Here is a 19,248-nt window from a genome sequence, read left to right on the forward strand (position 1 = left end):
GTTGGGAATACTTTTTCAAAAAGACAAATTATAATTGCTTAGCATCTATATTTTGTCATTCGAAAAGTTTTCCCAACTAAAAATGGTCAATCAATTGGCATTATTTTACTAGCCAAATTAATGACGAATTAGATTCCGCCACCAACTAGAGAGATTTTTCCATAATTTTCAAGTCTGAAGTTTGGTGAAATATCTCCAGTTGTTGATAATGTGGTACTGTTACAAATCTTACCAAAGTTAACTGAGAAGCTTCCGCCATCTAGATAGACAGGAGTATAATCGTAATCTCCACCAGTTTGAGCCCAAGTTGCGATTTCACTTACGTCAGTAGCATTGATTGTTGTATTCGTTGCATAGAATAGTTTTGAATTTGGTTTTTTATTTGTTAATTCAAAATTACGTGGTGCATCTAAATTGATTACAGCACCTTTGTATTCACTTTCAACAACTGCTTTTGTGCTGTTACCAGTAACAACTAGTTCAGCATCTTCAGAAACATTTACTTCTGATCCATAATATTGAAGTTTCATCGTTGCGTAGTTTCCGCCGCCACGTCCATTCAAGTGAACTGAGCTTCCTGATGCTAGATTAAATGTTGGTACTTTGTTTACATAATCGGCACGTGGGATAAATTGGAACGCAACCCCTGCTGCATCTACATCAAGTGATGCGTTGGCTCCTACATCAACTTTTTGAACTTTATCGTAAAATACTGGGTAGTAATAGTTCACATTACTTTGTGGTCCAATTTTTACATTGATTTTTGCATTATCACCGATGATTGCTTCACCAGTTGCTTTACCCTTGATCAATGCGCCATTAAAGTAAAACGCTGAAAATTGACCGTGGTCTTTATTTGCTGCAATCCCGTTATAAACAGTTCCAGGTAAGAATTCTAGATCATGAACCCACGCATTTTCAGCACGAGTGTTGATGTTATTGTTTTTACCTGCAAAAGTTAATTTACCTTCACTTAAGTGAACAAAACGAGCCCCTTGATACGTTACATCTTCAGCATAAACATCCCAGCCGTAGCTTGAAGGTCCATTACCAGATCCGCCAGTGAAGAAACGTCCATCACTATCAGCACCAACAATATTTACATTTTTAATTGAAATAGTATTTTTACCTTTAGTGTTTTGTTTTCCATAAATTGAATTATGCGCGGAATTGATCACAACTCCTTTATCTGCGTTTCCGTTAATCGTTAAATCACGATTTGGAATATTGGTGATATTTTTTCTGAATTGGATACTTTGATTCACATTGATCACTGTAATTGCTGGATTTTGTAACGCTGCTTCAAATTCAGCAATCGTTGCTACTTCAGCTGTTTCTTCTGCTGCATAAGCAACTACCGGGCTACCTAAAATTGGTGTTGGAACTGCTAGTACTACTGCTCCTAGTGCGGCCGCTGCTGCTAAAGTCAGCAAGCCTCTTTTCAATACGTGTGTTTTTTTCAATTTCTTTTCCTCCTTTAATGTGTGCGTTTGCCGAAACTTGTTTTTTCCCCCCTTCCTAGAAAGGACGAGTTTCCATTTCACTTCTCGTTCTTTCTATCCAGTTCCGCAAAATCTCTTTCGGACCGAAACCATTTCTCTATGCATATTATTCCCTCCTATTATTATCACATCGCGCATATTTTTTACTTTCCGATTCACAGTCTTGTATTCTGATTAGATACTGGATGGACTACTGTTAAACATTTAACATATACCCTTTCGAACGAATCGTTTTAATATATTTAGGTTTCTCTATATCTACTTCGATTTTTTGCCGTAAATGAAACACTAAATTAGATACACGATATTTCCTATCTTTATAAGTATCATTCCAAACATTCTTGTAAATTTCTTCGTATGTCATTGTTTTACGTGCATGTTTATGTAAATATTCGATGGTCAGAAATTCTAGTTTAGTCAGATTCACCTCTTTGCCATCCTCCAAACAAACACTCAAATTTTGTGGAATCAAACGGAAATCTTCTACACTGCTTGTTAGGGATTTTTTTGGGGATGTTCCTTGTAACCTAGATTGTTTAAAACGATTCATTAGATTTCTCATCACTAAGATGGTTTCATCTAAATCACGTTCGTAATCGATAACGCCATCGGCTCCTAATTGCAGATAAACAATGCGACTTGTTTTACTGACCTTATCTGATGATGTCACAATCCAAAGTGGTATATCTGATTGCTTACGTACATACATAATCATTTCACAGATCCAGTTGATGTTAGAAAAATCCTCGTCTTCAACGATCAACGTGTCGATTTTATTGCTCAAACAATCTTTACCTTCAAAAAGCTTAATAATCTCCTTTTTGTCAATTGGTTGTACAATGCACTGAAGGGGACTAAGTGCTTTTTCCCGCTCTGCATTCATTTGATTATTTAACGAGATGTAACCGATCGTATACATCACTGATGACCTCCTCACCATCACTTTTGTTTAAGATTAAGTGTTGCTAATAATTGAAGCCAAAAATTTTTTAAAATATAGATTTACGCTTATAATAGTTCCATGTATAGATTTATGATGAACGATTAGACGTAAACTAACGGCTCGGTTTACCCAAGAACACTTAATCAACTAAATTTCTTGAATGTATCAAGTATAAGAAAAACAGGCTCTTGTCTTTGATTTAACTTATCTGAAAAATTGAATTGACCACTTTATGACGGCTAATAAAAATAAGTTATCTGTTGGAAACGACTTTTTTACGATTATCGAATTCATGTAACTAAACAATAAAGAAGTTTTTTTCTTTTCTATTGAAACTAAACTTTTGGTTGCACGCTCATTTACAATCGAAAAAAGATCTGGAACATAATAAAAGAATCAGTTTTATTTTTAACTGTAAATACAAATAAACGGCGAGATAAAAGCAACACCTTCGGAGGTTTATGCTTTTATCTCAGCCGTTTTTAGCTATAACTATTTTTATGATGATGCCCTAAGCTGCTCGTCTAAGACAGAGACAGCCTTTTTTCTATTCTCCCACAATGAATCGGTATACGTGTCTAAAGTTAATTTGATTGAAGCATGTCCAAGTAATTTACTTAATGTAGCAATATCGATTCCTCTTTCAACACATCGCGTCGCAAACGTATGCCGCAACACATGAAAATGAATAGGCGGAACACCAGCTTCTTTTATGATCTGTTTAAAACGGTAGCTAATCACTCTAGGCTCAGCATACCCATTTTTGCACGAAATTACAAATTCAGACGTACTCATCTTTTTCTTATTCAATAGGTAACTTTTCAAATTTTCAGCTAGTGGAATTGCTCGTTTAGAACTTTTGGTTTTTGGTTCAGCCAAAATGATCTCTGTTTTTTTCTTCTCTTCTAAACTAGGTATTCTGTATAATGTTCTTTTCACGTAAATAATGTTCTTATCAAAATCGATGTCCGTCCATTTTAAGCCGCTGATTTCACCGATCCTTAGACCAGTATACAATGCTAATATTACTGCTGAACACGCTTGTTCTTTTAAGGCGACCGTTTCTATTTTCGCTTGATCTGCTAGACTTAAAGCAGTGATTTCATTCGTTTGTTTAGCGGATATTTCTAGATTTAGACTCGGATTCATTAGAATATAATTTTCTAGATGCGCCTTTTTTAAGGCACTTTTTAACACCATAACAACAGAATGGATAGTAGCGGAGGATAAATCGATTTGAATAAGATAATTTACGAATTCTTCAACATCTTGATTCTTCAGCTGACTTAATGCCTTATTTCCAAGAAATGGAATAATATATTTATCTATACGCAAACGATAACTTGTGTAGGTTGATTGTTTGATCCTTTTTTTCATCACGATGTTTAACCAATGATACAGCCAATCTTTTACAGTGCCTTTGTATAAATTGACATTCGCGTGGGTAAAAGAATATTGAACCTTTAGTTCGGCAAGTCTTTTCTTTACCTGAGCATATTGTCGCCCATAAATATATCCGTATACAATCTTCCCCTGTTCATTTCTGGCTTTGATGTATCTTCCTTCCCATCTGCCGTCCTTTCTTTTATATATATTTTCTCCTTTTCTGCTCACTTAAAACATCCCTTCTCAAAAAAAATTTGACGGCTTATTTGACGGCTTAAAAAATACAACCCGATTCAGTTTAGGTAAAATAGCAAGAGCAAAATAACTATTATTAATAAAAAAGTGATCTTTTTTATCGAAATGACCATTTTTTCATTTTAAAAACAAAACATCTCACTAACTATTCTCATTTTTTTATCAATTTCAATAAAAAAGTGATAAAAAAAAGAACTTTTCCTTATAGACTGCTATTATCTTTTGATATAGAATGAATGAGAAGTCGAAATCTTATTACGATTTGCTCGTTTATTGTTAGATAGTATTTTCTTATACTTGATACATTCAAGAAATTTAAGAAACGAATTCTCTCTATATTCATTATATCAATATACACAACAATTTCATCATTTTTCGTAAAAATTTTTATTTATTTTGATTAAAAAAAGTTATGAAAATGAGATATTTGTATTTGAACAATAAATTCTTCTGATATTAGTCGTAATTTCCTTCTTAACTCCAGATTATTATCTTCTCGAAACAAGTTATACCAATCCCATGGTTTTTCTTACTATCCTATAGTTCGTGATTTTTTTGTGGTACAATTACTTATCAAAACTATCCTAACTAAAGGAGAAATTATTGTTGGAATCGAGACCTTTTTTTTCTGGCAGTCAATTGAAATGGCTGGCAATCTTTACTATGCTGATGGATCATACAGCAAAAATCCTATATTTTCGCACTTCTATAACAATAGCTGTGCCCTATCAGACTGATACAAATCGCTTGTTTGAAGGAATCGAGAACCTTTTCCCTTTCTTCATTATGATCGGAAGGCTGGCTTTTCCGATATTTTGCTTTTTGCTCGTTGAAGGATTTGTCCATACGTCCAATATCAAACGATATAGCATTCGTTTATTCCTTTTTGCATTACTTTCTGAAATCCCATACGATCTTGCATTTTCAAAACGATTCGTCGATATTCACAGTCAAAATGTGTTTTTTACACTATGGATCGGTTTACTCGTGATTGCTGGACTTAAAAAATACTGGCATTCCTCTTTAAGAAGCTTGCCTCTTTCTTTAATGATAATAGGAAGTGGTGTTTTTGTAGCTGAGTGGTTACAAACGGATTACGGAGGATGGATCGGTGTTTTACTGATCGTCAATTTCTATTTATTTAGAAATAGGAAGTTGCTAAAATGCTTGTTTGGTGGGCTTATCTTACTTCAAAATAGTGTATTTGGTCTACTCGCTTTTTTATTCATTTATCTATATAATGGTCAGCGAGGCAGACAACTAAAATACTTCTTTTATTGGTTTTATCCGGTTCATTTGCTCGTTTTAGTAAGTATTCAACAATTTTTGATTGTTCCTTATTTACTGATGTTTATACTTAATCAATAAAAAAAGTGGATGTGACAAGAGAGCGGGACAAAACTCTTCGAGTCATATCCCACTCACTCTTCTATTTTTATAACAGTCCCAATTAATAAACACTCATCGATAACTCCAAAATAACGACTATCCGTTGCATAATTGCGATTATCTCCCAATACAAGATATTTGCCCTTTGGTATTATTCCGTTATTTGTTCCTAAAATTTCTTTTGAATCAAAATTTTCTGTGATTACGGACTCTTCTTTATAGTTGGTAATTGCTTTAAGTGAAAGAAAAGGTTCAGAAACTAGTTGATCATTGATATATAGCTCATTATCAACATATTTTATTCGTTCACCGGGCATCCCTACAATTCTCATCATTGATTTTTCTTTTGAATTTGGTAATTTAAAAAAAATTACTGAAAACCGCACAGGCTTTGCTAAATGATTAACTAGTACATATTCTCCAGTCTTCAATTTTTCTCGCATCGCATATCCTTTATTTTTTTCTATCGAAAAAACAAACAGCTGAATAACAAGTAATATGGTAAATAGAATAATGATAGTGCTACCCATCTCTTTCCATATTTTTTCTGAATCGGCTCTCTTGAATTTTCCTTTTTTCATCTTAAAACTCACATCATTTTCTTAAATCACTTATTTTTACGTGTTAATGTTGATTCCTTTACTTTGAAATAACGAAGGACATTATCCTGAATTTGTACGATATTTTTAATATCCTTCTGATATCCTTCAAAGATCTCTTCTTGTTGTAAACTTTCAACTGACTGATTATTTAAATTGAGACCTAGTTCCTTCATTTGAGCATAGTATCGATTTAGATGACGTTGTCCTTCTACAGTCAATCTCGGATCTGCATAGCGAACACCAAATCCCGATAATTTTGCTGCCAATTCACGGATATTTTTTTGTTTCTTTTCACTATTTTGTTGTTCTTTTATTGACGACAGTTGCTCAGTGACTGTATTTAGTAGATAATATCCTTCTGCAATTCCTTCTGAATCCAATTTCCCTAAGTTGGTTGCTTGATAATGTCTAGAAAATAAAGCAGAACTAATGAATAGAATCCCTAAAAAGAGGAAAAGAATACTCAATTGAACGCGCTTTTTCTTTTTTTTCTTTAATGAAATGACTTTCCTTTTAAACCTTTTTCGTTTCTTCTTATCTTTCTTTTTTTTCTCCATAATTGTTTGCACTTGCACTATTTTCTGTTTTATCCTAATCAAACGAACGAAAAATATACTTGAACAAAGCAAACAGAGGATAGCTAATGAAAGCATTCCAATAAATAGCCAATCTAATAATGATATCATCATAGTTCTATGCTCCTAAATAATAATAGCTATTGATTATCTATGCTTTTTTTTAGATTTTCTTAGCTCTTTTTTTCTCTTTTTATTTTTTTTACCAATAATATGAATAATTATAAAAATAATAGCTCCTAGCATCATAATTCCTAAAACAATAATTAAAATTATCCACCAATTAATACTATTTTCTTGTAATAAACTCACATCTTCTTTATTAAATTTATCCGCTTCTTCGTCAGTAATTGTAAATGATTGATTCCATTCCCATTTCCCACCATTTTCAGTAGTAATCAAAATATGTGCATTATAATCACCTGGAATCATTTTTTCTCCATTCATCAGAATAGGAAAATTAATTTGAGAGTTTGGAGCCATACGCATATTGTTTTGTTTTGTATCATATAAAACTTCTTTTGATCCTTTTTTTGTAATTTGACCTTCTAAAGTCATTTTATCTACGTAAGCTGGGTTAGTATTTGAAAAATTAACAAACACTGCGTTACGATAATTTTGCTGTTGCGCATAAACTTTATTTAGACTTAGCTCTGGTTTGATCACTGTATCTGTTTCAGTTAATAGCATCCCTACTAGATAGCCATATTCATTTTTTATCATCGCCTTTTGACCGTCAATCTGCCCTTTTTCGATCATATAAATACCACCAGATATCACACCATCGAATGAAGCATTTGGCATTTTAATGTTCAGTTTATAATCAATAGTTTGTTTTGCTGGGATTTTCACAGTCTTTTCACCAGTTGCAATGTCGGCAAAATCGTATTTTAATGAGCTGTCTTTTTTTAGCTCTGAAGGACCATATTCCACCACACCATTTGTATTTGTTTTAGCACTATTTAATGAAACCTCTACTGTAATTTCTTTTTCTGAACTATTGGTCATTTTGATGATGACAGTTTGTTCTTGACTGGGTGTGACACGTAAATCAAAATAACTTACTTCTTTACTATGTTGATTTTCCGGCAGAATGACTTTATATGAAAAGCTTGAGCTTTCTTCTTCTACTGCTTGTCCGATTAAAGTAAAACCATTCATCCCTATGTACATAATTGCCACTAAAAACATAAAATAAAATTTTTTCATCTGCAAATCCTTTCTTTAAAATATAACCAAGCTTCCTAAGAGGAATGCTTGGTTATATTTTTATAACAATTTTTTGAATTAACGAGCATCCTCAATCGTCCATCTAATGGTTGAAGAATAGCCGCTGCTTGTAGATAGTTTATTACCAGATGAAGGAACCCAGAGTTTTACTGATTCTTTATGTGTTCCTTTTGCTTTATTTCCGAATTGAAGAACAAATTGACCAAAGCCTTTATCCGCATCATCTTGAGTCACAAATGTTGTTGGCGTTGTTCCATCAGTTTCTAATGTTTGAGTTGCTGGAACACCAGCATCATTCACTTGGTTTTGATCTGCTTTATTAATTAAACCAATGTTACTGAATTTCAACTGTGCAGATTTTAACGTTTGATTTTCTCCATTTTTAAATGTTGTTGCTTTAGCCGACAATTTATGTTTATTTGCTAAATTATTTGAGCGAGTATCTTTAAATTGTACAAAGTTAGCTTCTTCAGATTTAGTACCATCTTTATATGTGATTTCTGCAGCTTTTGCAGTATACTCCCATCCATTTCCTGAAGCTGGGGTTACTTTTGCAGTTCCAAAATCTAAATCTGTTACAGCAATAACTTTTAATGGTCCTTTTCCTGGATTAGGCGTTGGATCTACGATAGGATTATCTGGATCATCTGGTTCTTCGGGATTTACTGGTTTATCATCGCCACCATCATCTTCCGAAAATTTAATGGTACCTTTTCCATCCCAGTTTAATGGATCATCTGCAGCGAAAGCTGCTCCTGGAAGTACTACAGAAGCACCTAATACAGTTAACAGAACTGCTCCGCATAATTTGTGTGTAAATTTCATTTGTGTTTCCTCCTAAAAATTTTTATGATTTATGGTAGCTCGGATAAAATCCAAGTTAACACCGTTTGGTAATTTCCTGGTTGCTTACTCGGCTTTCCAGGAACAAATAAGGATACTGCCTGATTTTCATAAATAGGCTGATTGTTAAAGATAGGGTCATGAACTGGAAGACCTTTTTCATCCAGCTTTGGCTTCAAAGTATCTGTTCGTTTTTGCGAATTATTGACAGAAGCGCCGAAAATAATCGACCACGTTCCTACGCCTTTATCTGGTTTTGCTTCAGCCAAATTGTAAGTTTCACCAATATTCATGAGCTTAATAACTTCTTTTGAAACAACTGGAGCTGTTGCTTGATCCATCATTGAATTTGCCCATGATTGATCCAAAGAAAGCATTGCCCCTTTTAATTCTTTTCCATGTTCATTTTTAAATTGAACATTTTGTTTTACTTGCAGTAACCAACCTGTATTTTTTTCTCGAAAATCGGATACTTGGATAAAGTTGCCTCTTGGACCTGTACTATCTTTGAACAGTTGCGCATTTACATAGTACATTTGATCCTGATCAGAGATCTTTGCTCTTTGAAAAATAAGTTTCGGAACAAAATCAATACGTAATGCCCGATCTGTGCTTGGACTCTCTCCAGGATCTGCAACAACTTCTGGATGTTCCGGGTCGACGATTTGTCTGTCTGGTTTCCCCTCAAAACAGATATTCCCAGTCCCAGAATATTCATCATCAGCTGAAACTTTAAGCGGACTTTCATTTAAGAAAAACAGAGCGAGACTAAAAGAACAGATAAGCATCAGTCTTTTTTTCATTTACTCAGTCCTCCTTCGTTTCTTTTCCGTTTGAGAAACCACTGACTCAACACAACTAAAATTATTATCAGTCCACTAAATAAAAAACTAAACTTAACTAGCTCACCGGTACTTGGCAATCTTCCAAGCATTTTTTTAGTTTGATTCTTTTTGGCACTGTCAATTGGTGGTTGTTTTTGTGTAGTCACTGAACTATCCTGATAAAACAGAATCGCCGCATCAGTTTCTACCTGACCACCTTCTTCGGCAGCAAAACTTACACTACTTCCATAAAAACATAGCAACAGAATCATCACAGGAACTAGTATAAGCAAAATAGTATGCTTTTTTTTCATTACGATTCCCTCCATTAATATGCTTCTTCAAGTTGCCAAGTAAGTGTCGTTTCATATTTTCCTACCTGTTTGACTGCACCCACAGGAACATTTAAACGTAGCCCCTGTTTCTTTGGTCCCCAAGTTGTTCCACTGACATCATATTTTCCAGAAAGCTGATGTTGGGAAAGGAAAATTTCCTGCGCCTCAGTAGAAATCATTTTTTCTTCCGAGCTAGTCTGGTAATATAAAGCATTAGGAAGTTTGCTTGTTGAATCACCAGGAATACTTAAATCATCAGACTGTTTTAGTTTTATTTTCCAGCGTCCAAGAGTTGCCCGATTATCCCAAATAACTAATGGGCTATCAAAGGTTGGATTATCAAAAACTTTATTGAAGGCACTGACTTTCTGCTCACCAAAATCAATCTCCTTTGGCGCGGATTCAATAAATAAGGTTCCTCTAAATGTGTATTTCCTTTCAACACCAGTCGCTGTTATCAAAAGATCTTTTTCATCTTCCGGAGGTGTATCAAGAATATAATTCTTAGACTTCACTTCAAGTAGCCTTTTAACAATCGTTTCATTTTTCGATAAATCAATTCGTTCTGATACAGTGGCATCAAAAAGTGCATCCTCAACAATTGATTCGTTTTTCTCATCAACAAATGAAACTTTAACCTTAGCAAGACGCGGGATGATTTTCAGACTATTTTGTACACCGTTATTTGATACGATGGTAATTCCATTGCGATCTGCTGAATCACCTGTAAGTGTATACGCTTGTTTGAGCTCAATCGGCTTAGATAGTGGCGGATTAGCAATCGCGGAAACAAGATCATAGGTAAGTGAGTATTCTTGATTTGGTTCCAATTGATCTAACCCAATCTTCAAGATTCCATTTGTGAATTGAACAGCTGTAGGCGAAACCAGCTTGCCGTTTAGTTTGACACTACTTAAATCAAACGTAACATTTTCTACTAATGGAACGACTGTTGAATAGGTGACATTTCTATAAACAGATGGCGACTTTGCCTTATTTTTGAAAGTCGACGTGAAGGTAGTCCGTTCTCCTTCCGTAATTTCTTCATTACCAATCATTAATTCTGCTGAAAGCTCTGGATTGTTATGAGGTGCTATTGTATAAGTTTCAATATTAGATACTTTTCCACGATTGTCTTGTAACCAGATTTTTAAAAGATGGCTACCTGAACCAAGCTCATTAGCTGGTATAGTTTTTATAAAGGTTTTAGCTGTATCTAATGGTTCACGATTCTCCTCTGTTCCGAGTACTTTTTCATTTGTACCATCAAGTGAATACATCATTGTAAGCATCGTATCTTCTGTGTCAATATCTTTAAACGTACCATTAACACTATAATCAGTTCCTGGAACAAACCAATTAGCTGATTTATCTACAGTTAATTCTGGTGGATTATTGTAAACTAGCTTTTGTGTCACTTGAGCAGATTGTTTCTCAGGTGTTCCATCATTTTTTGCATAAAATGTTAATATTCGCGTTTTAGCAGGTGTTAATTCTGATTCTGGCATATCACAACTCCATGTGTACTCCATACCTTGCAATTTGCTCTTTACTAACTGTACTTCTTTAAATGGTCCGTCATCTATTTTGCAAAAGATTTTTTCTAATTTATCTGCTCCAGTAGAATCAATCAATGTCCCTGTGACAGTGTGAGAACCACCATCATATTCCACTAAGCTCTCATCCAATGAAATACTTAATGTATTATTAACGAGCACTGTTAAGCCGACATCAAAATTATAGCCAGTCGTTTCTCCTGGGCCTAAGTTGATTGGCTGATTTTTCATATATACAGCTGTATCATATTTTTCAGAATTTGGCACTTGAGTTTTATCATAAGCGACTTCATTGTAATTATCTCCAGCCAATGCTTCTAGTCCTGTAGACCCAGAGCTATTGAATGCTGTATATGCAGGATCATAAAACTTTGAAACCTGACCAATTCCATAATTCTGTCTTACAGACCAATTATCAGGACCGCCTTTCTTATTAAAGAGAAAGTTTAATTTTATAGAAGCATCTCCCCGAAAATTTTCTTTTAGAAAATAGATACCTCGTTTTTCACCAATATATTGTACAGGTAGAGGTACACTAGATTCACTGCCTTCTATATCCGTATCATACCTTGACCCCAAAACAAAATCATTGATTGGTGTGTCCATTAAATTTGTTACCTTTGTTTCAATATTTATGCGTCCATTACTTCCACCAAAAATTATTTCCTCAACTTTTAGATGATAATCAAACATTTGAGACTTATCAGAGATTGCCGGATTATTTGTTATTTCATAGACAATTTTAAATACCTTTTCATCATTAGCATTGGTTGCCTTATAAAATTTTGTGTTGGATATAATCGATGCAGATTTAGTAAGATCTAAAGCGGATTTAGATCCATGACCGGCTTGATTCAAAGGTTCTTGAATAAGATTCCCTTTTCCGATGATCAGTGGTGCCGTCGTTATCAAAGCCCCTGCCCCATTCTTTGCAAGAGCTTTGACAGATGCACTCCACTCAGGTTTGCTAGGACCATAAATAATGAAGCCAAATTGTGGCTTATAATCTTCAATTGTATAAGCGCTAGCTGCTTTGCCCTCTGAAAACTGATAGCTTATAGCTAAACGTTCAAAACGATTCCACCCCAAATCATTATATGAAAAGAACTTCACCTCAGTCCAAATATAATCTCTGACTGTTTTTTCTTTAGAGCCAGCTTGTTTTGAGTCTAGGTCAACTTGTTGTGTGATTGTTTCTCTATCAGAAGAACTTTGGGTACTTTGTTCACTTGCTTTTATCCTGGTACTACTATAAAAAATAAACATGATAACAAAAGCACTAAAAATAATGAACAAACGACATATTCTTTTTTTCATCATATTCCTCCTTTCTCATCAATTCTTTTTTATTTTTAAAATAAAAAATTTATTTCAATTTTCCATATAAATATACTTAAATAATAAGAACCTATAGGAAAACAGAACCAACTTCACGCTTTCTTAGTTTTGACTATGTCCTTCAAAGTACTTTATAGATTCTTAATAGCTTTAGTAATTCAGCGTATATCCTTTTGATCTTACGGTTTTGATGATTGCAGGGTCCAAATCCCTTTTTTTAAATTTTTCTCTCAAATGAAAAACTAAATTACTAATCCTGTACTGTTTATCTTCTTTAGTTTCTCCCCACATATTCTTTGAAATTTCTTCATACGTCAGCATTTTTTCTTTCGACGAGGATAATAAGTCAAAGAGCTGATACTCACGCCTTGTCAAATTTATTTCTTTTTCTCCGTCAATTAGTAAAACAGATTTATTCGGAATCAACTGAAATCTTGTTTCTAATAATTGCTTCGATGGATAGAATGAATCATTTGATTTCTTTTGAATTAACTGTTCTAATCGTTTGATTAAATTTACTGTTGTTAAAATCATCTCGTCAATACTATTTCTTGTTTCCATGATTCCATCAACACCTAATTCCATATAAATCGATTGACGCTCCACAATTGTTCCTTGGGCAACTAACCATAAGACTGCATCTGATTTTTTTCGAATCATCAAAATTAGCTCGCATACTTTTATCAAATCATCACTTTCATTAATAAAAATAATATCTGTATCCGAAAAATTCTTTTGACTGACAACCTCTTCTTCTAGAAATTCAATCTCCAAATCAACATCCTGACAGGCTGGTTTCGTTATTGGTTTTGATATATTATTCATGCATATTATATTTATTATGTATCTAGTCAATTACTTTCCCTCTTTCTAAAATCACTTGACCTTTTTCGTTCCCTTTTAATATAAATTGGCCTATAATTAAAAATGCTACATCTGTAAATAGCTGTTTCTTGTTTTTTGATAAAACAAGAAATATCAATATTTTTTCATTATGTTACAGCTTTTTTTTTCAATCGACGGCTATTTTGACGGTGATAAAATGTGTCCTAAATTTATTCAGCTACTTAAAGAGCTTAATTTTTCGATTGCCATTCTTTGATCTTCAAAAATTGAATGTGTATAGATATCCAATGTCATTTTTGTTGACGTATGCCCTAGTAATGCACTGACAGTACTGATATTTACCCCTAGCTCGATGCACCTCGTGGCGAAGGTATGTCGTAGTGCATGAAAATGTAGTGATGGTAAATTTAAGGTTTTCTTCATCCGCTCAAACCGATAGCTGATTGTTCTAGGTTCAATTGATTCACCTCGATTCTCTACGACATATGGAGATGAGGACTGTGATTTAGCGTTCAAAAGTTGTTTCTTTAAAGCAGAAGTTAATGGTATCAATCGTTTGGATCTTTGCGTTTTAGGCGTTGTTTCGATTAGCTTTGTTTTACTTTTTCCATTTGATGTATTTGAAATTCTTTGTTTTGTTCTGCATACATAAATTAGATTCTGTTCAAAATCAACATCGCACCATTTTAAAGCACTAATTTCACCAATACGCATTCCAGTTTCCAAAGCTAAGGTGATAGGTAATCCTTTGATATCCTTTCTGCTTTCTGATAACAAAAGAGCGTGCTGCTGACGAGTTAAAGCCTTGACTTGTGTTCTTTCAACTTTCGGTAGAGAAATTTGTTCTGCCGGATTTAGCTGAATGTATCCTCGTTTTTTCGCTGCTTCCAAACAACTTTTTACTAATCGGAAGGTGATCCGAATAGAAGATGCAGAAAGTTTTTCATTCATTTTTGAAATCAAATATTCCAGTTGTTGAACATTTATCTGATCCAATGGAATGTTGCCTATGACGGGTAAAATGTGTAAATTGAATTTATTTTGATAACTTGTATAGGTACTTTCTTTTATATTTTCTTTAATTAGCTGATCAAGCCAAAAATCAACCAAATCGGCAAAACTCCCTTTGAAGCTCTGTTGTATCTTATCTTCAGAAGCAGAAATCAGCGATTTTTTTGCTAGAAGTTGTTCACGAACGATTCGATACGTTTTTCCGTAAATATAGCCATAATAAATCGATCCATCTGCATTTTTCTCTTTGGGATATCTCCCTTCCCAACGTCCATCTTTTCTCTTGTAAATATTTTCGCCTCTTGCCAAAATTATTCTCATCCTTTCATTCTTTTTGACGGTTAAACTGACGGCAACGAACACCTAGTAATCACAAAATCGAACAAATCTTCTCAATTCTAGAATGGATTCACTCTAAAAAAGTTCATTTTTTACGTTATTTTTTGTTTAAATAGAAAAAAATTAAAAAAACTCTTGTATTATTAACTAATAACCTTTAAAATGAATTTGTTGATTTGAAAAAAACTAATGACAGCTTAATTAAAAATAAAAATAATATTTCTTGTTTTATCAAAAAACAAGAAATATTATTTTTATTTTATATTTAATTTATACCATTTTTTCTATAATAAATTGTTCAAAAATTCCCTTTAGACTAGAATTTCATGAACAGAAAAAATGAATTTACTTATTTACATATACTCCAATGGTTCAGAACTTACCTTTTCTTCAATTAAATGTTCGATCACTTCAAAAAGTTTATGCATTGTAAATGAGTCTCGATAATTTGGTACATAAATTCTTTTCGCTTTACTATTCGGTGTCTCGTATTCTTTGTCCGTAACATAAAGATCTATATCCGGATGGTAGTGTTTTCTTATCTCTACTCGATTTGAAAATACTCTTTCTATTTTGTGTTGAATAATTTCCTCTGCATATTCTTTAGAGTTCTGAACATATATTGAAACAACTGGTTGAGAAAGCGGCGGCTCGTATTTTATTTTGAGATTGTAAATGAATGAAACCATTGAGTTGACGATTGCCTTTCTGTTTTTTTCATTTTTATGTTCTATTTCCTCAAAAAATATAGGAAAAGTCTGATATAACTTTTGAGCAATTTTTTCTGTACTTTGTCTCAGTTTTGTTTCAAACTGATTCCTTTGAAAATAGAATTCATTAATATTTATGTATTGGAAGCGAGCAATATCAAAAAAACTGCTTTCTAAATAGATAAAATATAAACTAATATTTGGTATTAGCTTTTTCTCACTCTCTTTTTTCTCTATAAAAAAATGTGTAATGATTTCTTTAGCGAAAAACGACATCACTTCATTATGCTCTTTGAGAGGTTCATAAATATTGAGTTCCTCTTCGTCTATTTTTTTTATTTGATTTTTCAAAATGAAAATGAATAAATATTGAGCCTCCGCAATTTTATTTTCAAAATACGGAAAACTATCTGAAAAATAAGATTCAATAGTTACATATAGTTCCTTCAAAGATCCTTCAAGATGTAGCTTAAGCGTTTTGTTAGATGGACAATTTTGATTATTTCGGACAATAATTATATAAATTGCCAGACGAAGCATTTGCTTTTTCCCAGGATCGATTTTTACCAATCCAGGAAAATGGGCAAGTAAAGAATGATTCAAAAAGTGTTTCATTTCTCTTGAAAACAGCCATTTTGAGCTTGCATTATAAAAAAGCAAAAAGTAGAAATTACGAATCTTCAGTTCCGGTCCATCTAACCTGTTTTGTTTAGTTAAACACAAACCAAAAGATAAAAATGTACTTTTCAACTTCGTTCTATTTCTAGAAAATGTTGCTGGACTGATAAAATAATCAGAACAAAACTTTTTCTTATTTAATACACCTTTTAAAAACAGTTCTTTGATCATTAAAAAAAGGATGGATTTTTCTAAATAATAAAATGAAGCGTCCGTTAGAGAACCATTGATAATTTTGACAGATTTCATTTTCCCTACTTTATTATAATTAATATCAATTGATTGCTCTTCAATATAGGGATTTTCTTCTAATGAGAGGATAATACTACGAACCGTTTTTGCTGATAAAGACAATCGTTCACTGATTTCAGATAATTTAACGTATTCGCCTCTTTGGATGATCATTGCTAAAACATTTACTTTCATGTTGTCTTGATCACTTAAGAAATCTTTCATCATTTCACCTTTTCTTTATGATTTTATTTACTGTTTTTAAACCTTCATAATTATACATAATTATTAAAATCTGTCAATTTAAAATAAAAATAAGGCTGTAATTCGAGTTATAACTCGAATTACAGCCTTGTCTTTGTCTTTACTATAATGATGCAGATTACATCATACCACCCATCAGTCAGCCGTAATTTCTGCTAGTTCAAATAGGTGTAAAATCCTATAAAATAAGGGTTTATGGCTGTTTTTCCTTTAGAAAGAAAATGTGCTAGTTTGTACTTGTGCGGAAGTTTTGCCCCTTTTTTGCCCCTTCTTTTTTATTGAATATGTGAAAATTAGCGCTTGACTTATGCGTATAAAATACGTATAATATAATTAGAGATAAGGAGTTGACGGTATGCCAATGACGCCTAAGCAGATGGTAAAACTGCTAGAACAAAACGGGTTCCAAGAAATGAAACAACGAGGAAGCCACAAGAAAATGTTTAATCCAATCACTAAAGCAACCACCATCGTTCCAATGCATAACAAAGATTTAGGAAAAGGATTAGAACAGAACATTCTCAAGCAAGCGGGTTTAAAATAACCCGTGCGCTTGTTGGTATAGCATACAGTCAATTAAAGAAAGGTATGATAATATGTCTACAAAATTAGTTTACCCTGCTACATTTGAGCAAGATGGTGATTATGTACTAGTGCAGTTTCCCGATGTGCCTTCAGCAATGACACAAGGCGATTCTATTGAGCAAGCTTATGAGATGGCTGAGGAAGTGCTAGGCCTAGTGTTGGAGGATGAAAAAGAAGCCCCAAAAGCCTCTACTGTTTCCGATATTCAGAAACGATATCCTGATAAACAGGTCGCTTTAATTGGAATTGATATGGCAGCTTATAGAAGAAAATACCATTCAAAAGGAATAAAGACAAATGTCACAATCCCTGAATGGTTAAAGGAATTAGCTCAACAAGAAAATATTAATTTCTCTCAAACATTAACTGAAGCACTAAAAGATAAACTCGATGTATAACAAAAAAGCCCTACTCTCAATTTGAGAGCGGGGCTTTTACTTTTTATTTTACTTCATCTGTTAATTTTTCGATCATTTTAAGCGCATAATTATCGTGGCTGTATTTCTCTTCTTTTGTAGAGTGTCCTGTGCGAGTCAACAGCAAGTTGGCATCTTTTAATTCTTTAGGTCCTAAATGTTTACGTTTATTCCCAAACACTAACCATACTTCTTCATTACCACTCTTTTGCACTTTAATATACTTAAACATAATATCATCATCCTTTTCTGTTATTTGTTTATTTGGTGCTTCGGGAATAGAAGCATTTCCACTACCTGCAGTTTTTCCGAAACCGTCGGCTATGGCATTAGCCATATCTTTAATGATAGAACTAAAATTATTATTATAAGCCTGCATGTCTGCAGCGTTATCTATAAAACACATTTCATAAAGACAAGAAGACATCCCTCGAAGCTTAGCGTTATAGATCACTGAAAAATTGGTTCGCTTCACTCCTCGACTGACAAAGTATTTACTCAACCTTTTTACAATATCTTGTTCTATAGAATCACTTGATTCTGAGCTTGTGATAAAGGCTTCTGTGCCTTTAGCCTGACTATTAAACGAGTTGAAATGAACCTCGAAAACATAGTCAAATGTTCCGCCAAAGTTCAAACGCCCTACTTGTGCCTCAGCGAAGGCATTTTTATTTTGATCATATACAGTGACATCCATTCCATTGTTTTTCAGCGGAGAAACTAATGCATTAACCACTCGGCGAGTTTCAACTGCTTCGCTAGTCCCGTTTCCGATCGCGCCTGGATCACCTGCACCATGACCAGCGATTAACAAAATCTTTGCCATTAAGCATCATCGTCCTTTCTGAAAGTGTTAGCACCCAAATCATAAAAGCCCCCTGCTGCTAAACCAGCAATAGCTCCGCCCCAAACAAAAACTATCATTTGATCAGGTGCAAATGAAAGGCTCCAAGCTATCCCTAAAAATAAACCTGTTAATAAATTTAAAAGCGGTAGCCATTTGCTATCCGCTTTCGTATATTTCTTAATCAGTTGTGTAAAGGCTAGTACAAACGCAATAATTGTGGTTGCTGCTGCTAAAATGTTATCCATTGCTTTCTCCCTTTCTACTTTTTAATTTGCTCTTTAATAGAGTGAATTTCAATCGTGATTTCTCTGACATTATTACTCGTCTCTTTGACCGTTTCTGATATCTCAGACATAGTCTTTGTCTGATCGCTGATAAACTGTTGCTGTTCTGTAATCACCTTATTTTTATCATCTAGGCGTTTAAGATACCGATTTTCTCGCTCGTCGTTCTTTCGCATGACCCAAATAAACAATGCCACAAACAGAACAGCAAAACTAATTTCTGTTGCATTAGCTAGTAAGGGTTCAATTCCCATAAATT

Annotated in this window: 19 protein-coding genes; 3 read left to right on the plus strand and 16 right to left on the minus strand. The window is 33.6% G+C overall.

Annotation, left to right across the window (positions count from 1 at the left end):
• Positions 1-128: 128 nt before the first annotated feature.
• From BCR25_RS13680 to BCR25_RS13690, 3 genes are all read right to left on the minus strand, one after another.
• The gene (locus BCR25_RS13680; protein WP_069664143.1) at positions 129-1,463 is read right to left on the minus strand and encodes a pectate lyase-like adhesive domain-containing protein; all 1,335 of its coding nucleotides are present in this window, start codon (positions 1,461-1,463) and stop codon (positions 129-131) included.
• A 235-nt stretch (positions 1,464-1,698) separates the two neighbouring features.
• Positions 1,699-2,421 carry a winged helix family transcriptional regulator gene (locus BCR25_RS13685; RefSeq protein ID WP_069664144.1) on the minus strand — a complete coding sequence of 241 codons (723 nt, stop codon included), beginning with the start codon at positions 2,419-2,421 and terminating at the stop codon, positions 1,699-1,701.
• A gap of 522 nt (positions 2,422-2,943) precedes the next feature.
• Complete coding sequence (locus BCR25_RS13690; RefSeq protein ID WP_069664145.1) at positions 2,944-4,059, minus strand: tyrosine-type recombinase/integrase; 1,116 nt, start codon at positions 4,057-4,059, stop codon at positions 2,944-2,946.
• Positions 4,060-4,692: 633 nt separating this feature from the next.
• On the opposite strand from BCR25_RS13690, the gene BCR25_RS13695 reads away from it, so the two are divergent.
• Positions 4,693-5,454: a TraX family protein gene (locus BCR25_RS13695; RefSeq protein WP_071879597.1), complete on the plus strand. Its 762-nt coding sequence runs from the start codon at positions 4,693-4,695 to the stop codon at positions 5,452-5,454.
• A 53-nt stretch (positions 5,455-5,507) separates the two neighbouring features.
• Here BCR25_RS13695 and lepB read toward each other — a convergent pair whose 3' ends face one another.
• From lepB to BCR25_RS13745, 10 genes are all read right to left on the minus strand, one after another.
• Positions 5,508-6,056, minus strand: coding sequence for a signal peptidase I (gene lepB / locus BCR25_RS13700; protein ID WP_071879585.1), 549 nt, complete (start codon positions 6,054-6,056; stop codon positions 5,508-5,510).
• Positions 6,057-6,082: 26 nt separating this feature from the next.
• Entirely contained in the window at positions 6,083-6,766 is a 684-nt protein-coding gene (locus BCR25_RS13705) for a hypothetical protein (RefSeq protein WP_245792298.1), read from the minus strand.
• Between the two features lie 33 nt (positions 6,767-6,799).
• Positions 6,800-7,861, minus strand: coding sequence for a WxLIP family cell surface protein (locus BCR25_RS13710; protein WP_069664146.1), 1,062 nt, complete (start codon positions 7,859-7,861; stop codon positions 6,800-6,802).
• A gap of 78 nt (positions 7,862-7,939) precedes the next feature.
• On the minus strand, positions 7,940-8,707 hold the full coding sequence (locus tag BCR25_RS13715; RefSeq protein ID WP_069664147.1) for a WxL domain-containing protein: 768 nt from the start codon (positions 8,705-8,707) through the stop codon (positions 7,940-7,942).
• A 29-nt stretch (positions 8,708-8,736) separates the two neighbouring features.
• Positions 8,737-9,528 (minus strand): WxL domain-containing protein, encoded by a 792-nt coding sequence (locus BCR25_RS13720; protein WP_069664148.1) that lies wholly within the window; start codon positions 9,526-9,528, stop codon positions 8,737-8,739.
• Positions 9,525-9,863, minus strand: coding sequence for an EF2685/EF0750 family sortase-dependent surface protein (locus BCR25_RS13725; RefSeq protein ID WP_069664232.1), 339 nt, complete (start codon positions 9,861-9,863; stop codon positions 9,525-9,527). The genes BCR25_RS13720 and BCR25_RS13725 overlap by 4 nt, the downstream gene beginning before the upstream one ends.
• 14 nt (positions 9,864-9,877) lie before the next feature.
• On the minus strand, positions 9,878-12,757 hold the full coding sequence (locus BCR25_RS13730) for a WxL domain-containing protein (RefSeq protein ID WP_069664149.1): 2,880 nt from the start codon (positions 12,755-12,757) through the stop codon (positions 9,878-9,880).
• A gap of 171 nt (positions 12,758-12,928) precedes the next feature.
• Positions 12,929-13,552: a winged helix-turn-helix domain-containing protein gene (locus tag BCR25_RS13735; RefSeq protein WP_069664150.1), complete on the minus strand. Its 624-nt coding sequence runs from the start codon at positions 13,550-13,552 to the stop codon at positions 12,929-12,931.
• A gap of 285 nt (positions 13,553-13,837) precedes the next feature.
• Complete coding sequence (locus tag BCR25_RS13740) at positions 13,838-14,944, minus strand: tyrosine-type recombinase/integrase (RefSeq protein ID WP_139124586.1); 1,107 nt, start codon at positions 14,942-14,944, stop codon at positions 13,838-13,840.
• A 383-nt stretch (positions 14,945-15,327) separates the two neighbouring features.
• Positions 15,328-16,821, minus strand: a complete 1,494-nt coding sequence (locus tag BCR25_RS13745; protein ID WP_083242689.1) for a helix-turn-helix domain-containing protein — start codon at positions 16,819-16,821, stop codon at positions 15,328-15,330.
• 391 nt (positions 16,822-17,212) lie between these two features.
• Here BCR25_RS13745 and BCR25_RS13750 point away from each other — a divergent pair, with 391 nt between their 5' ends.
• Complete coding sequence (locus tag BCR25_RS13750; protein ID WP_069664153.1) at positions 17,213-17,401, plus strand: type II toxin-antitoxin system HicA family toxin; 189 nt, start codon at positions 17,213-17,215, stop codon at positions 17,399-17,401.
• A 52-nt stretch (positions 17,402-17,453) separates the two neighbouring features.
• Positions 17,454-17,840 (plus strand): type II toxin-antitoxin system HicB family antitoxin, encoded by a 387-nt coding sequence (locus BCR25_RS13755; protein WP_069664154.1) that lies wholly within the window; start codon positions 17,454-17,456, stop codon positions 17,838-17,840.
• A 43-nt stretch (positions 17,841-17,883) separates the two neighbouring features.
• On the opposite strand, the gene BCR25_RS13760 is transcribed toward BCR25_RS13755, so the two are convergent.
• The 3 genes from BCR25_RS13760 to BCR25_RS13770 are packed head-to-tail and all read right to left on the minus strand — an operon-like array spanning position 17,884 to position 19,243.
• Positions 17,884-18,684, minus strand: coding sequence for an N-acetylmuramoyl-L-alanine amidase (locus tag BCR25_RS13760; RefSeq protein ID WP_069664155.1), 801 nt, complete (start codon positions 18,682-18,684; stop codon positions 17,884-17,886).
• Complete coding sequence (locus tag BCR25_RS13765; protein ID WP_069664156.1) at positions 18,684-18,950, minus strand: holin; 267 nt, start codon at positions 18,948-18,950, stop codon at positions 18,684-18,686. The genes BCR25_RS13760 and BCR25_RS13765 overlap by 1 nt, the downstream gene beginning before the upstream one ends.
• A gap of 14 nt (positions 18,951-18,964) precedes the next feature.
• The gene (locus tag BCR25_RS13770; protein ID WP_069664157.1) at positions 18,965-19,243 is read right to left on the minus strand and encodes a BhlA/UviB family holin-like peptide; all 279 of its coding nucleotides are present in this window, start codon (positions 19,241-19,243) and stop codon (positions 18,965-18,967) included.
• Positions 19,244-19,248 lie beyond the last annotated feature (5 nt).

Origin of the sequence: Enterococcus termitis, from assembly GCF_001730305.1 — a bacterium.
GTDB lineage: Bacteria > Bacillota > Bacilli > Lactobacillales > Enterococcaceae > Enterococcus_L > Enterococcus_L termitis.